Below are 14,167 nucleotides of genomic sequence, written 5' to 3'. Positions count from 1 at the left end.
AGTCGCGACTAGTCTGAATCGGCAGCAAGGCAGGAGCAGCCTGGATCGCACCGCACTCGCACACCAGTATGAGGACGAGCAATGAACACGCCGCACTTCCATGCCCTCTACTACGGTGATCGACTACATGCCGTCAACCCCGCCGGAGATGTGGGGATCATCAGTCTGTGGTCTCCCCTGGCGGCCACGAGCCGCAGGCTCACCCAGATCTCACCGGACATCCTCGCCCCTGAGCAAAGCCGCGTCGCGATCATCGCGAACCTCTACGGCGACGGGATGTACGCGATGTTCTGCAATCTTCTGTTCAACCCGCAGATCCGGCACCTCATCGCGCTTGGCGAGCACTTCGATCAGCCGACGAGCCGAGAGATAGAGGCGTTCCTGCGCGACGGCCTCGAGGACTCCGAGCTGTTCGGCCGCAGGCTCAAGCGCATACGTGGCACCGACCGCCTTTTCCCGGCCATAGCCGAATTCGATGAGGCGCGACTGCGAGAAACGCTCAGCTTCCGCGGTTTCGGCAAGCTCGCAGACCCCGCGTTGGACCGCGACCTTCCCGGATACCTGAAGTCGTTGCCGCGGATCGCGCCGGAGCAGCTGCCCCCACCCGTTCAAGTGACGATGCCGGACTATGAGTCGGATGAGTACGCCCGCCGGCCGTCGAACATCGCGGCCCAGCAGGTCGAGCGCAAGCGGCCGCTCGACTGCTGGGAGGAGCTCGTCGTCCGGACGATCCGCTTCGGGCAACCGGTAGAGCTGAGCAACGGCCCACGACTCGAGCTGCTCAACGCGAAGGCGGTCATCACCGAGCCGGCGGTCGAGTCCGATGCGGTGCTGTCCAGGTACGGCTTTCGGCTGGAGCGCTTCCTCGAGTACCAGCGGAGAATCATCGACCCCAGACTGCCGGACGGGATCTCCTACACGTACGGCAACCGGCTTCGCGGTTACTTTCGCGAAGGCGACTCACTTCGCGACACCTTGGCACTCGTCGTCAAGGTGCTGCAGCGGGACCCGCAGTCCCGCCACGGCTACATCTCGCTCTGGGACACCGCGAACGACCTACCGGGGACGGCCGCCGTCGGTCACCCGTCGGTGCCGTGCCTGACCACGATCTTCTTCCGTTGTATGAACGGTCGTCTCACACTGACGGCGACGTATCGGGCGCACAACCTGCTGACCGCGTGGCTGGAGAACGTATATGGACTGATGAAGATCCAGCAGCTGGTCGCCGAGGCCCTCGGGCTGCCGATCGGGCAGATCACCGTGGTGAGCCACTCGCTCGGCATCGACCCGCGCAACCGCTCCGGCTACGAACTGGCCCAGGCCCTCTCGGAGGGCTGGAAACGCGACGAAGACGTCGACCGCCTGACCGGGCGTCCGACGCTGCGCGAGGACCCGAACGGCTACTTCACGGTCCGCGTCGACGCGGAAAAGGGCTGTATCGTCGCCGAACATCTCATCGACGGCATCGTGCTCAAGCAGTACGTGTCGAAAAGTGCCGAGGTCATTCGACGCGCGATCATCGGCGACATGGGTGTCAGCCTGGTGTCACACGCGATGTGGCTCGGCCACGAGCTGGCGGTCCACGAACACATGCTGCACGAAGGGCGCACAACACGGCCGCCGCGCCGTCGTCCGCCGGGTAAGGGGGAATCGTGACCGATCGGCCGCTCATCGTCTTCGACATCGGTTCCACGCTGGTGACCGGCCCAGCTCAAGGACCGGCCCGACGCATCGCGACGCAGGTGGGCTTGGACGCCTCCCAGAAGGCGGCATTGCATCAGGCGCTGATGACCACGGACTTCACCGGCCCCGCGGAGGTGGCTGCCTTCGTCCGGAACGGGTTCGGCGTCACCGGCCCAGGCGTCGAAGCGGCCGTCGAGCAGGTCTGGAGTGCTCAGCTCGACGAGGCTGTGCCGATTCCGGGTAGCGCCGAAGTACTGACCGCACTCGCCGAGGCCGACTTCCAGCTCGCCGTCCTGTCGAATATCTGGCCGCCGTTCCTCGACGCCGCCCGCCGGCACTTCAGCTGGTTCATTGACGACTTGGTCCCGCACGATCGACGGATCTTTTCCTTTCGGGCGGGCATCAAGAAGCCGGCCCCAGAATTGTTCCTCGGGCTGCTGCGGACTGCTGGTGTGTCCGCCGACCGTGCGGTCATGGTGGGCGACTCTTACCGGCACGACATCGCGCCCGCCGCGGCCGCGGGCATGCGGACGGTGTGGCTCCTGCACGAGCCGGTGCGGGAGGCCGCCAACGTGGTGCAAGTCCTCAACCACGGCGCGAGCGGACCGTCCCTGACACTCGGCTCGATTTCCGACCTCACCGTGACAGCCGCGGAAGCGCTGTTCGCAGAACGTGCCGGCACCGCTGCCAGTGCCGCGATGAAGGAGAAGGCATAGTGGAGATCGTTTCGGTAGAGCCAATTGATCGCCAGCAACTGCTGGCCGCCCTCGCGCGTACGCGACTGCGCGGCTTCGACGGCGTTCAGCCATACAAGAACGCAGCCATGGAACTCCTGCCCGCGGTGGAGACCGACACCCTCACACCGTCGCAGAACTACGTGCTGAAGCCGGGCGTCGACAAGATCCTCGAATTGCGGGAAGCGCTCCTGAAAACCGGCCTGGACATGTTCGCCCTCGACGGTGGGGCGTACGTGCGCACCTCGGACGACCCGGACGAGGTGATCCCGGTCATTCCGCCCGTTGTCGAGGAGTCGTTCGAACCCGACGGCCGCGTCGTCCGGATCATCAACGATGGAATTCACCGCGTCTTCGCAGCGCGCTCGCTCGGCCTCCGGATCTCGATCGTGTACGTCGAGGGTGTGCCGCCGGAGTATCCGTACTATGCGTACGCGCTGCGCGACGGCTGGTCGCAGGTGACGGTCATGGACGAGTTGCCAGACAAGCACCTGCGCAAGGAATACCGCCAGCCGACGGGCTATCGGGCACTGTATCGGGACTTCAACGAAGTGTTCCCCGGTGTCCAGAAGGAACGTAAGAAGTCCGATCCGACGCACATCACGGAATAGGCAGGGCGCCGCGTGGTCGCAGACATGTGGTTCGTGGACGACGAATTCCTCAACGGTGTGGCAACTGGTGCGCAACCATACATCGCGACCGTCACGGTGCCGCGCAAACAGCCGACCTTCGACATCGACGTGATCTCCGACGCTCGGCTGACAAGTCCCGACGCCGACGAATTCGTGGATCGCTTCCGGACCATGCGGCGGCCGTTCGATCGTGGCCGGGCCAGCCACCTGCTGGTGAGCTGCGGCGAGATGAACGCCGGTACGGCCGGGGACGGCGGCTACGGTGACTTCTGGACGCCGACACTCGACCGGGTGAGGGCGTTGACTCCCTCGATCTTGGCCATACCCGGCAACAGCGAGGCCAGAACCCAGCCCGGGGCCGACGGTTTCTACGGCCGGTTCGCCGCGAGCCTGGTCGGAAACGCCACCATGCCACCGCGGCCGCAGGATGTGCCGCTCGCCAAAGTCACCCGAGTGTGCCTGCGCGAAGACCCTGATCATTCGCGGGCGCTCGCTTACGTCGTGGTCATCGGGTTCGACTCCAACGAGGCCGCCTACAGCCATCCTCTCATCTCCGACCACGGGCAGATCAGCCGCGCTCAGATGGAGGCGGCGCAGCAACTGGTCGGGACGTTGTCGCGTACCGTGGCCCTCAACGCGCCGCTCTACGTGATCGGCGTGACTCACCACAACCTGCTGCCTGCCGATACTCGACGGCTCGCCGCGACGGCAGACGTCGACCGATTCAATCAGCATGCGCGCGGCATCGAATGTCAGGCAGGTTGCGACAACCCGGAACCGTCGCGCCTGTGCGTCACCAACCACATGCTTGTCGAGAGCAGCTCCGGCAGCACCACGAATAGTTCGGAGTTCTTGACGCTTTGCCGGGACATCCGGATGTCCATGGTCATCCACGCGGACATGCGCACGCCCGAGGTCGCCACGATGTCGAGCACGTCGCTCGCGTCCGGTGAGAGTCCGAGCGAGATCACGGTGGTGGCCTGCCCGCCGTTCGCCAGGAACTCACGGATGTCCGGTATGGCGTGGATCCGGGTCAACGTGTGGAAAGGCGAGATGGAGATCGCCTTCCGCTATGACGTCGAATCGGACGGGCATGGCGACCCGATCCAGATCGTCCGCCCGCTCGTGTCGGCGTCGCGGGTGACTCCAGCCGAACGGCGCCTCTACGACACCGTGCACAAGCTGCTGGATGACGCGGCAGCTCAACCGGATGGCGACCTGGCCGGCATCGCGTCATTTCGCGATTACGTGGAGAAGATCTGGGCCGACACCGGCTACGTCGCGCTGTGCTTTGCCGACGGGACCCTGCCGGACATCGCGCCCACCAGGCGCACGGCATACAACCTTCTACTGCTCCTTCGCGAGCGGGATGACGGCGAGTACGACATCTTGCACAGTCATCACACGGCACTGCGGCCGTCCGACGTGGGCTACTGGAACACGCTGCTGCTGCCCGCGTTCCAGAAGGTGCGAAACCTGTTGGAACACCTGCGTGACGACGTCCTGCGGCAGGTGGTCGACCAGGCGGAGGATCTGGAGAAGGCCAAGCAGGTCCGAGCCTTCGAGGCCGCGGTGGGCCGCATCCTCCTCGCCAGCGAGTCCGACGGCGACCTATGGGGTGATCAGCTCCGCGAGGTTGCCTCGCTCACCCGGCGAAAGATCTCACCGACTACCGGATGTGTCACCGAGTACGAGTATCACCTGGTCACACTGCTGCCGCTGATCCGTCGGGTCGAGCTCACCGAGGATCTGTTCTCCGATGAGGATCTCGAGCCGACGCCGGCGGAGCAGGAACGGCAGGACTACAACACCATCATGGAATGGCTCACCGAACTGCCTTCCGTGCGCCGCGAGAACGAGCATGCCCAGACCAGCGGTGTCTCGATGGATGCGCTCCGCCTCGGCGGAGGCGGGCTCCGCTGGGACCCGCAGGCCAGGTTTCCCGATGAAGCCGGCTCGCGTGCCCCCGATGTGGGCCGCCGGCTGCCGCCCGGCGCCATCTGGTTCCCGCTGCCCGACAGCCGGGACGATGTGGCGGAGGCGCCGTGGCAACAGTGCCCGGCGATCGTGTCCAGAAACGCCGACGTCATGAGATGGGTCGATCGTGAGATCGAGTCGCGCCGCAAGGTCAACGGCGGAGTGCCCCCGCGCGAACTGGTGATGGGCAAGCTCGCCCAGACATCCGACTCGATCGAAATCGTGGACATGTACAGCTTCGAGAGCGGTGGCCAGCGGTTGGCGCACGATCTGCCAGCCGGCTCGACCACGGAGGCGATCGACCGGGTGACCTTCGTGGAGGGGTTCGACCTCGACGGACAGTTTCCCTACCGGGGACTCCCGGTCAAGCGCGTGTACCTGGTGCGCCGCGACGTCCCGGTCTGGCAGGGCAGCAGATCCGTCATCCTGATCTTCTCAGCCGATCAGTATGACCAGGACTCGTGTCGCGAAGCGCCGGCCGACGACGCGCTGGGCGTGCTACGGCCGGTGCAGCGCTATGTCCTTCGCGCCGGGCTGGATCGCGCGCGGGAGATCCACGACCAGGTGCTCACCAAGTTGCCCGACCCCTGGGGCTTCGCGCGCGTTCGCAAGGGTCCCGCGCTGCAACCGGTGACGGTCACCCCGCCCATCCTCGAACGACTCCACGAGGAGGACTGGGAGAACGAACATGGCGACCGAGAGTACATAGTCTGCGACGGCACCCACCGGGTGGTCGAACTTGTCTGGACGTCCCATGTGGTGCTCCCTGCCATCGCCGTGACCGATGCACCACGTCAGCCATATTATGCAAAGCCTTTCTCGAAGTTCGAATGGGAGCACACCGCCGGAAACAAGAAGGACAGGGCTCCGGATCAGGACTCCAAGTACGCAGTCAGAAGCGTCGACATCAATCGGCTCACTCCGGCAGCGACGGCTATTCTCAGAAAGCGCAGCGAGAGTGAATGGTATCGGCGCTACTACCGGGATCTGGGAACCGGATTCGGCTACATGGGCGGCCAGGGCGGGCGGTATGTGTGACGACGAGGTTCTGACCCTACCCTGTGAGCAGCTCACGCCGTACGTGCGCTAAAGTGGCATTTCCTTCCTGGAGGTGCCACTGTGCAGTACACGCCTCATCTTCAGCGTCAACCGGACACGCAATACCGGGATCTTCTGCGGGACCTTCTCGCCCACGGCGAGAAGGTCCCGACCCGGCAGGGGCCGGCTGCGTTGACACTGATGCAGCAAACGATGCGATTCGACTTGACGAATGGCTTTCCTGTCATCACCGAGCGGAACATCGGCTCCTTCTGGCGCAAGCCTATCGGGGAACTGTGCGCCTTTATCAACGGGGCGACGACGCTGGACGAACTCGAGGCCTTCGGCTGCGACTGGTGGGGGGACTGGGCCACGCCGGCAAAGACCGCCTCGCGAGGCCTTCCGCCGGGCGACATCGGGCCGGGTTCCTACGGTGGCGCCTTCCGCCGCTTTCCGACTACGGAAGGCGAGCCCTTTGACCAGTTCAAGCACCTGGTAGAGCAGATCAATGAGTTGCCGGAGGTGAGGACACACTTCGTCTCGCCGTGGATTCCGCAGTACCAGGTGCGCGGACAGAGCAAGCGGCCGAGCACGACGATCGCGCCGTGTCATGGCTGGGTCCACGTCCGGGTGCTCAACGGACGCCTGCATGTGCACATGTACCAGCGCTCGGGAGATGTTCCCGTCGGTGTGCCGTCAAACATGATCCAGTATGCGGCGCTCGTCCTCATGCTCGAGCATCTGACCGGCTTTCCGGCGGCTGCCTACTACCACACCATCTCGGACGCCCACATCTACGAGGATCAGGTCGACCAAGCGAGGACCATGGCCGACCGGGAACCGCGGCGTCTTCCCACCGTGACACTCAACGACGCCGGCCGAGAGGTCCGAGACATCCACGACTTCCGTGCGGAGCACTTTGACCTGGCCGACTATGACCCGCACCCCGGCCTGCGCATCCCGGTGTCGCCATGACGGTGTCGCTGATCGTCGCCGCCGACGTGAACGACGTCATCGGCCTTGAGGGTGACCTGCCCTGGACCCTTCCCGCCGACCTACGTCGGTTCAAGCGTCTGACCACCGGACACGTCGTCGTCATGGGCCGACGGACCCACGAGTCGATAGTGGCGCGACTCGGCCATCCGCTCCCGGGGCGATTCAGTGTGGTGGTGTCCCGCCGTGCCGGCAGCACTGGCGACAGCAACGTGCTCTTCCAGGCGGATCTGCCTTCCGCGCTCGCTGTGGCTCGCGGCATCGAGGCGTTCACCGGCCGCGACGAAGTCTTCATCATCGGCGGAGCGCAGGTTTATGCCCAGACGCTGGACCAGGTGGACCGGGTATATCTGACCAGGGTTCATAAACACGTCGCCGGTGACGTCATGATGCCCGCCGACTGGCTGAAGCCGTTCACTCTGGTCGAAGAGGAAGCGCACTTGGATGACGGCTACTCGTTCTTGACATACGAGCGCAGCTAGCCATGCTGTACAACATCGCAAACTACCGCACGGATGAGCAACGGTCCAAGATGATCCGGCTCGAAGAGAACGGCATCTGCATCTTCTGCACCGACCATCTCGTGGGTGATCCCGCACGTATTCCGGTATGGCGGAACACGCATTGGGCGGTCGTCCCCAACGACTTCCCCTACCAAGGCACCCGCCGGCACCTGCTGCTCGTGCCGGATGAGCATGTAGCCGACCTGGTCGATCTCTCTCCGGCAGCGAAGGAGGACTTCTGGGCGGCACTGGGCTGGGTCCGTGATCACTACGAGATGACCTACTACGGCCTGGGTGTGCGCAACGGAGACTGTCGGTTCACCGGCGGAACCGTCAGTCACCTTCATGTGCACGTCGTGGTCGGTGACGTCGATAACCCTGAGCACGAGCCGGTTCGCATGAAGTTCAGTTCGCGACCGCCGGAGCAGGCCGGAAGCACTCCCTAGCGAGTGGAGGTGTCAACCCAGATCATCTCGACTCCGGCTGATCGCAATATGCTGTCGCCGTCGAGCATCGCGTACGGTCCGGAGAAATAGCAGCGGCGGAAGCCGGCCTCGGCGATCATACGGGCGCATCCCGGACACGGGAAAGTCGACACGTAGAGGTCGGCGTCTGCCAGCACGATGCCGAGTCGGGCGGCCCGAGCAACAATCATCGCCTCTGCGTGGATGGCCGTCGAAAGATCGATACGTACACCACGGCGAAAATCGTTGCGAGGGTCGCCGTCGAGGTAGGGGGTGTACTCCGTCGGCTGGTGCTGGTTGTGTTCGATGCACAGGATCTCGCCATCGCGGATCGCGAGGGCGCCGACCTGACGCCACCAGTCGGAGGATTGCGCGGCACGGTCCGTTGCCTTCCCCATCAGCACGCGACTCAGCTCATCCGCTGCGACGACGCCGTCGAAGTCCGCCGGCCGCTGCGCCAGGCTCCAGCTTCGATCCCAGCGCAAGAAGGTGCGATCGAATATCACCTTCCGCGCCTTCTCCAGGTCGTACCGATGCACCAGATCGCGCATCATCTCTTCGTCGGGGACGACCAACGTCTCGGCGACGACGGCCGCCGGCAGTTCGTGCCGTTCGACGACTCGGACCGTGCTGCCGATACCTGCCTGTCGGATGTATCGCGCGGCCGCATCCGGCGCCAACGCTCGTATCTCCTTCTTCATGACCGGATAGTCCTCGGTGAAGCTCTCACCTAGGACGAGGATCTCCGTCGCGTCTCCATGCCGGGAGAGAAGAGATTCGTAACCTGCATGGATCACCGGCAGATACAGGAGGATCTGCTTCACGACGTCGAGCCGACCTCATTGATGACCTCCTGAAGGAGGTCGGGCAGTCGCTCGGTGAGGCGCTGCGACATTCGCTCGCCGAGTGCCAGTTGCAGCAGGCGCAAGCGCGCCGATGTACTCACCGTGGCCATGCGGTCGAGGATTTCTACTCGCCCGCAGTATTTTTCCTCAAGTTCGGCGATCTCGTCCGGTTTGTAGGTCTCAGCTGTCGCCACCAGCACGTCAGGCCGCACCGCCGCGATGAGCGACCACCTCGGATCGTCGGCATTCTTCAATGTGACCACACCTACACCACGCTGATGGGTCACCATCCGCAGCCGCTCTGCCTCCGGCACTGCGGGCCGCCAGGGACCCTTTCGCCGACGCACCTTCTCGTCGCTGTCCACGCCGACTATCAGAAAGTCGCCGAACTGCCGGGCCGCCTCGAGATACATCGAGTGTCCCTCATGCAGGATGTCGAACGTGCCGCTGGTGAGAACGACCTTGAGGCCAAGGAGTCGAAGCGCGTCAACGATCGCGCCTATTGCCGCATAATCCGAGACGAACCGTTGTTCGAAATTCGATGCGTCGGCAAACATTCCGCTATTGGGAGGTAGTGCCGCATACTTGTACCGGTCGTTCTTGGGTGCGGTGCCCGGCGCTTCGTGGCGGTATGCATCCAACGGTGCTTCCGGATCTCTCTCATTCGTCATATGAGCACTTATCGCCTAAAACTCTCTCGCGGCTGTCATTCTGCCAATTCTCCGTGCGTCTCCCCACGCCGGCCGCAGCCCGCTTGGCGTGGCCCACGTCACGGTCCGCACAACGCTACCCGCCGGGGCGGCTCGCGTCTCGCATGCTACCGGTCGCGCCACCGCCGGGTTCGGCGCGGAGCAGCCCAAGGCGTCGACGCGGTCGAGGGTGGCCCGGCAGCGGCCCGGCTTGGCGAACCGGGTGGCCACGTCCACGCCGCTTCCGGATGACGATCTGGTCGTCGGGCTCCGGGATGACATCGAGGCGGAGCCGATTCGGCACGCCTGCTCGACGAGCAGTCAGTCCTCCTCGTCGCCTGGACTGCCACGCGCGCATCGCTAGCCCGCACCGTTCACCTTCGCTGTGCCCTGGCCGACTGCAATCAGTCGGGCGGCAAGAAATGTCCCAGCTCATCCGGGATCTCAACATTGTACTGATAAGCGATGATCATTATATATAAGCCAATACGGCCACGTAGTTCACCTAACGCCAAGGCAAAAGGATCAGCCCCCGGCCAACTGTGTCGCGTGAAATTGCGGGCCGCAGGGCCCGATCTGTCGATGAAGGACAGCAACGCCGCGCGCATGCCCCGAAGGGCGCCGGCGAGATCTGGGCCGTGGCTTGCTTCGTTGATCGATGTCAGATGGCCGGCTACTTGTTCGGCAAGCGCAACGCAGTGCGCTTCATCCTCCATGTGCCGGTCGGCAAACAGCATGTCCCGCTTCGCCATGAAGGCGAAGAGCAGCTGCACTGCGTCGCGGTCCACTCCCCTCGTTTCCCACGGGGCATTCATCGCCGCTACGGGTAATTTCTTTCCTCGTTGGCCCACTAATGTAGTGTGCCCCCAGCGTCAAGCCGTGGCGCACGTGCGCCGCCGTGGCGGTTCAGCCGGCGTGTCGATAGATATGGCATTGATGCGCGACTTCGAGTGCGAAGTTTGGGCCAAGAATCGATGCCGACAGGAATAAGGCCCAACCAGACGACGGGATCTTGCAATGAGTGCTGCGGCCGGGGTCCCGGAGCGCCGAGGTCCAGGGCTGTCGCCGAGTCAGAACCGGACCCGCCGCGATATACTCGCCTTTTACCGGCGATATCAGGTCGGACCGGGAGGAGCCATGAGCCAGGACGGCGGGCAGGGCGACAGCATCGACGGCGTCGGCCAGTGGGACGAGATCGAGGACGAAGGCGTGCTCGACGCCTCCGACACACTCGACGGCGATCCGGTCACCGACCCTCTCGACACGGGCGTGGTCGCCACCGATCGCTGGTCCGGGGCCAACCGCTTCGGCACGACGCCGGCCGAGGCACTGGCCGGGGAGTCCCTCGACCAGCACCTCGCCGAGGAGGAGCCGGACATCGACCCGTACGCGGACCCGGTCGACGAGGACGAGGACGACCTGATCCGGCGCGGCTACGACCGCGAACCGCGAGCCGGCCGCCTGGTCGCCGACGACCAGGGCTTCGGCGAGGACGACCAGCCCGACTCGATCGCGTGGGACGTGGGCATCGACGGCGGCGGCGCGAGCGCCGAGGAGGCCGCGATGCACATCGTGGACGATCCCGACGGCCCAGGCGACGGCCCGCTGGACTAGGCGTCCGCTCGTCAGAGCAGCTCGGCCAGCATCGCCGCCGCGCGTGCCGCGCCGTCGCTCTCGACCGGCTGGTAGGCGGCCTCGCGCCCGATCTCGTCCGCGATGGCCCTCGCCAGCACGTCGGGCGTCAGGTCGTCGTAGTCGAGCCGGCGCCCGGCGCCGTACCGGTCGAGCCGGTGTGCGACGTGGAAGTTCTGTTCGAAGTGGTGGCGCAGCGGGATGTAGATGAACGGACGCCGCGCGGCGGTCAGCTCCATGCAGGTGGTCAGACCGCCCTGCACCACCGCCAGGTCGCTCGCGGCCAGGTGCCGGTGCAGGTCCGGCACGTAGGCGCGCACATCCAGGCCCGCCCGCGCATCGATCGAGGCCGGGTCGATGCGCGGACCGGTCACGACCAGCATCCGCAGCCCCGGCACGAGCCTGGCGGCCGTGTCGTACGAGTCCACGACCCTGCGCAGCAGGTGGTGGCCGACCCCGGAGCCGCCCACGGTCACCACGCACACCCGCTCGTCCGGCCGGTACCCGAGTTCGGCGCGCAGCGCCGCCCGGTCGGCGACCGTGCCGGGATCGAACCCGGTGACGTATCCGGCGAAGTCGTAGTGCTCCCGGGTCCACTCCCGGATCATCGGCAGGTCCGGGCCGAACCGCTGGTCCACCACGTCGTCGGGGTTGCCGACGAAGATCGCCCGGTCCCTGATCCGCGGATACCGGGCGATGTGCTCGATCATCTCGGCGTTGTAGTCGGCGGTGACCAGCGCCTCCCGCGGCCCGCCGTCGGGCATCGGCAGAAAGCCCACGAAGTCGGTGAACCACGCGTACGCGAACCGCTTGAGTTCCGGGTTCTCGTGCAGGAAATGGTCGACGTCCCACGCCTCGTCCCCGACCACCAGGTCGTAGGCGGTATCCCGCACCACGTCGTGGAACACCATGAAGTTGGCCAGCAGCACCTCGTCCATGCGCCGCAGCGCCTCGAAACAGTGCAGGTCGTGCTCGCCCGCCTCCCCTTCGATGTGCGCGGACTCGTTGGCCAGCCACCGGCTCGCCGGGTGCAGCCGCTCCCCGGCCTGTTCGAGCACCCGCGTCACCGGATGCTGCGCCAGCCAGTCGATCTGCACCTCCGGATGGCGCAGCCGCAGTTCCGCGGCGATGGCCGCGTCGCGCCGGGCGTGGCCCAGGCCGATCGGCGAGCACAGGTAGAGCACCCGCTTGCGCCGGTGACCGAAGCGCGACCAGGTCTGCCGCCGCGGGGCGGGCGGGCGGAACCGCTCGGCGAACTCGTGCACGAGCAGGTTGACCTTCACCGGGTCGCGGGCGAGCGGGATGTGCCCCGCGCCTTCGAGGACCACCAGGTCGCCGCCGGTCAGCTCGGCGAGGACCCGGCTGCGGTGGACGTGGCTGATCCGGTCGTCGTCGCCGTGGATCAGCAGTACCGGGCTCTTGACACGTTCGCACCAGCCGGTCAGGGTCGGGTTGTCCGGCCACGGGGCACGGCTCTTGGCGGCGAGCACCTCCCCCGAGGTCTGCCGGCCCCAGCCGACCGCGTCCTCGATCTGCTTGGTGGAGTGCGGCTCGCTGAAGCACTGGCCCATGAAGAACCACAGGAAGTCGTCGAAGTTCTCCGTCCAGTACTCGCGGTTGTACTTCAGCCAGTGCTCGGGCGGGTCGGTGCCGAGGACCGGCACCTGCGACGGGGCGAGTGCGGGAGCGGGGCCGTCGACGCGGTTGTAGGCGGAGCGGGCCGAGTCCGGCGGGCTGGCGACGGGCACGGTCGGGCCGATCAGGACGGTCCCGTGGACCCGGTCCGGATGGTCCGCCGCGAGTTCCAGTGCCCAGTTCGCGGCCATGGACAGCGCCACCGGGACCGCCCGGTGCGTCCCGGTGGCGTCGAGGACCTTCAGCGCGTACGTCACCTGGTTCTGCTGCCCGTAGGCGGCCGGGTCGAGGGGGCGGTCGGAGCGGCCGTTGCCGGGCCCGTCGTAGACCACCACGCGGTGGTGCCGGGCCAGGTAAGGGACCTGTGCCTTCCAGAACCGCTTGTGGATGACGGTCCAGGTCGGCATGAGCAGGATGGTCGGCTCGCCGTCGCCGTACACCTCGTAATGGATCCGCACGCCGCCGTGCTCGACGAATCCCTCCGCGTCCGCCTCCCGTGCCCGCATCGTCAGGCCTCCACCTGCTCCGGCACCGCCCGCGTCCGGGGGATGAACCGGGGCACCTGCCGGGCGTAGCGCTCGTAGGGCTCGCCCAGGCTCTTGCGCAGGTCGTGCTCCTCGAACCGCACGGCGATCAGGATGTATCCGGTGGCGGCCCCGGCGAACAACAGGTGCCCGACGGTCATGTCGGGCGTGGCCCAGAAGGCGATGATGAAGCCGACCATGATCGGGTGCCGGACGACGCGGTAGAGCAGCGGCTGCCGGAATCCCGGCTCGGCGTAGTCGGCGTCCCTGGCACGGGCGAGCACCTGCCGCAGCCCGAACAGGTCGAAGTGCCCGATGAGGAAGGTGCTCAGCACGAGCACGCCCCAGCCCAGCCCGCACACCGTCCACAGCAGCACGCGCAGCCATACCGCCTCGACAGACCAGACGTCCGCGGTCAGCGGCCGCCACTGCCACAGCAGCAGGCCGACGGCGAGGCTGGAGAGCAGCACGAACGTGCTGCGTTCGACGGCTGCCGGCACGAAGCGGGTCCACCACCGCTTGAACCACGGCCGGGCCATGACGCTGTGCTGGACGGCGAAGACGCCGAGCAGGCCGGCGTCGACCGCCACGGCGAGCCACGCCGGGCCGGTCACGCCGTCGTCGACGCCCTTGGGCACCAGCGTGTTGGCCAGGAAACCGATGGTGTACATGATCGCCGCCAGGAAAGCGGCGTAGGCGAGCGCGCCGTAGCCGACCGCCAGAGTCCGCCGGATCATGGGATCCCCCTCTTCGTTCGGTCGATCGACCGAATCTGCGGTACGTTAACATTCGGTCGACCGACCGAACAAGGGGTATCG

13 protein-coding genes are annotated in these 14,167 nt (G+C 66.0%); 8 read left to right on the top strand and 5 right to left on the bottom strand.

All coding sequences use genetic code 11. The annotated features are described in order from the left end of the window. Positions 1 to 81 precede the first annotated feature (81 nt). From ACFQO7_RS11175 to ACFQO7_RS11145, 7 genes are all read left to right on the top strand, one after another. Entirely contained in the window at positions 82 to 1,656 is a 1,575-nt protein-coding gene (locus ACFQO7_RS11175; RefSeq protein ID WP_376806288.1) for a thymidylate synthase, read from the top strand. After that, positions 1,653 to 2,399: an HAD family hydrolase gene (locus ACFQO7_RS11170; protein WP_376806287.1), complete on the top strand. Its 747-nt coding sequence runs from the start codon at positions 1,653 to 1,655 to the stop codon at positions 2,397 to 2,399. Before ACFQO7_RS11175 ends, ACFQO7_RS11170 begins: the two co-directional genes overlap by 4 nt. Beyond that, positions 2,399 to 3,028 (top strand): hypothetical protein, encoded by a 630-nt coding sequence (locus ACFQO7_RS11165; RefSeq protein WP_376806286.1) that lies wholly within the window; start codon positions 2,399 to 2,401, stop codon positions 3,026 to 3,028. The genes ACFQO7_RS11170 and ACFQO7_RS11165 overlap by 1 nt, the downstream gene beginning before the upstream one ends. A gap of 24 nt (positions 3,029 to 3,052) precedes the next feature. Next, positions 3,053 to 6,064: a hypothetical protein gene (locus ACFQO7_RS11160; RefSeq protein WP_376806285.1), complete on the top strand. Its 3,012-nt coding sequence runs from the start codon at positions 3,053 to 3,055 to the stop codon at positions 6,062 to 6,064. 81 nt (positions 6,065 to 6,145) lie between these two features. Beyond that, a complete protein-coding gene (thyA, locus tag ACFQO7_RS11155; RefSeq protein ID WP_376806284.1) occupies positions 6,146 to 7,039 on the top strand; it encodes a thymidylate synthase in 894 nt (297 codons plus the stop codon). Beyond that, positions 7,036 to 7,539 (top strand): dihydrofolate reductase, encoded by a 504-nt coding sequence (locus tag ACFQO7_RS11150; protein WP_376806283.1) that lies wholly within the window; start codon positions 7,036 to 7,038, stop codon positions 7,537 to 7,539. Before thyA ends, ACFQO7_RS11150 begins: the two co-directional genes overlap by 4 nt. A 2-nt stretch (positions 7,540 to 7,541) precedes the next feature. Beyond that, positions 7,542 to 8,006, top strand: a complete 465-nt coding sequence (locus ACFQO7_RS11145) for an HIT family protein (RefSeq protein WP_376806282.1) — start codon at positions 7,542 to 7,544, stop codon at positions 8,004 to 8,006. Here ACFQO7_RS11145 and ACFQO7_RS11140 read toward each other — a convergent pair. The 3 genes from ACFQO7_RS11140 to ACFQO7_RS11130 all read right to left on the bottom strand — a co-directional run bounded on the left by ACFQO7_RS11140 (position 8,003) and on the right by ACFQO7_RS11130 (position 10,346). Then, complete coding sequence (locus tag ACFQO7_RS11140; protein ID WP_376806281.1) at positions 8,003 to 8,848, bottom strand: deoxycytidylate deaminase; 846 nt, start codon at positions 8,846 to 8,848, stop codon at positions 8,003 to 8,005. The two genes, ACFQO7_RS11145 and ACFQO7_RS11140, sit on opposite strands and share 4 nt — an antisense overlap. Continuing rightward, complete coding sequence (locus ACFQO7_RS11135) at positions 8,845 to 9,540, bottom strand: adenylyltransferase/cytidyltransferase family protein (RefSeq protein ID WP_376806280.1); 696 nt, start codon at positions 9,538 to 9,540, stop codon at positions 8,845 to 8,847. The genes ACFQO7_RS11140 and ACFQO7_RS11135 overlap by 4 nt, the downstream gene beginning before the upstream one ends. A 422-nt stretch (positions 9,541 to 9,962) precedes the next feature. After that, positions 9,963 to 10,346, bottom strand: coding sequence for a hypothetical protein (locus ACFQO7_RS11130; protein ID WP_376806279.1), 384 nt, complete (start codon positions 10,344 to 10,346; stop codon positions 9,963 to 9,965). A 349-nt stretch (positions 10,347 to 10,695) separates the two neighbouring features. On the opposite strand from ACFQO7_RS11130, the gene ACFQO7_RS11125 reads away from it, so the two are divergent. Next, positions 10,696 to 11,172 (top strand): DUF5709 domain-containing protein, encoded by a 477-nt coding sequence (locus ACFQO7_RS11125; RefSeq protein WP_376806278.1) that lies wholly within the window; start codon positions 10,696 to 10,698, stop codon positions 11,170 to 11,172. 11 nt (positions 11,173 to 11,183) lie between these two features. Here the strand turns inward: ACFQO7_RS11125 and ACFQO7_RS11120 are convergent, their stop codons facing one another. Both ACFQO7_RS11120 and mddA read right to left on the bottom strand, forming a co-directional pair. After that, positions 11,184 to 13,331, bottom strand: a complete 2,148-nt coding sequence (locus tag ACFQO7_RS11120; RefSeq protein ID WP_376806277.1) for an alpha/beta hydrolase — start codon at positions 13,329 to 13,331, stop codon at positions 11,184 to 11,186. A gap of 2 nt (positions 13,332 to 13,333) precedes the next feature. Further along, positions 13,334 to 14,086, bottom strand: coding sequence for a methanethiol S-methyltransferase (gene mddA, locus ACFQO7_RS11115; protein WP_376806276.1), 753 nt, complete (start codon positions 14,084 to 14,086; stop codon positions 13,334 to 13,336). Positions 14,087 to 14,167: the final 81 nt, after the last annotated feature.

Source organism: Catellatospora aurea, assembly GCF_042663325.1.
Classification (GTDB): Bacteria; Actinomycetota; Actinomycetes; order Mycobacteriales; family Micromonosporaceae; genus Catellatospora; species Catellatospora aurea.
Note: the sequence above shows the minus strand (reverse complement) of the source record. Positions and strands in the feature narration are given on the sequence as shown.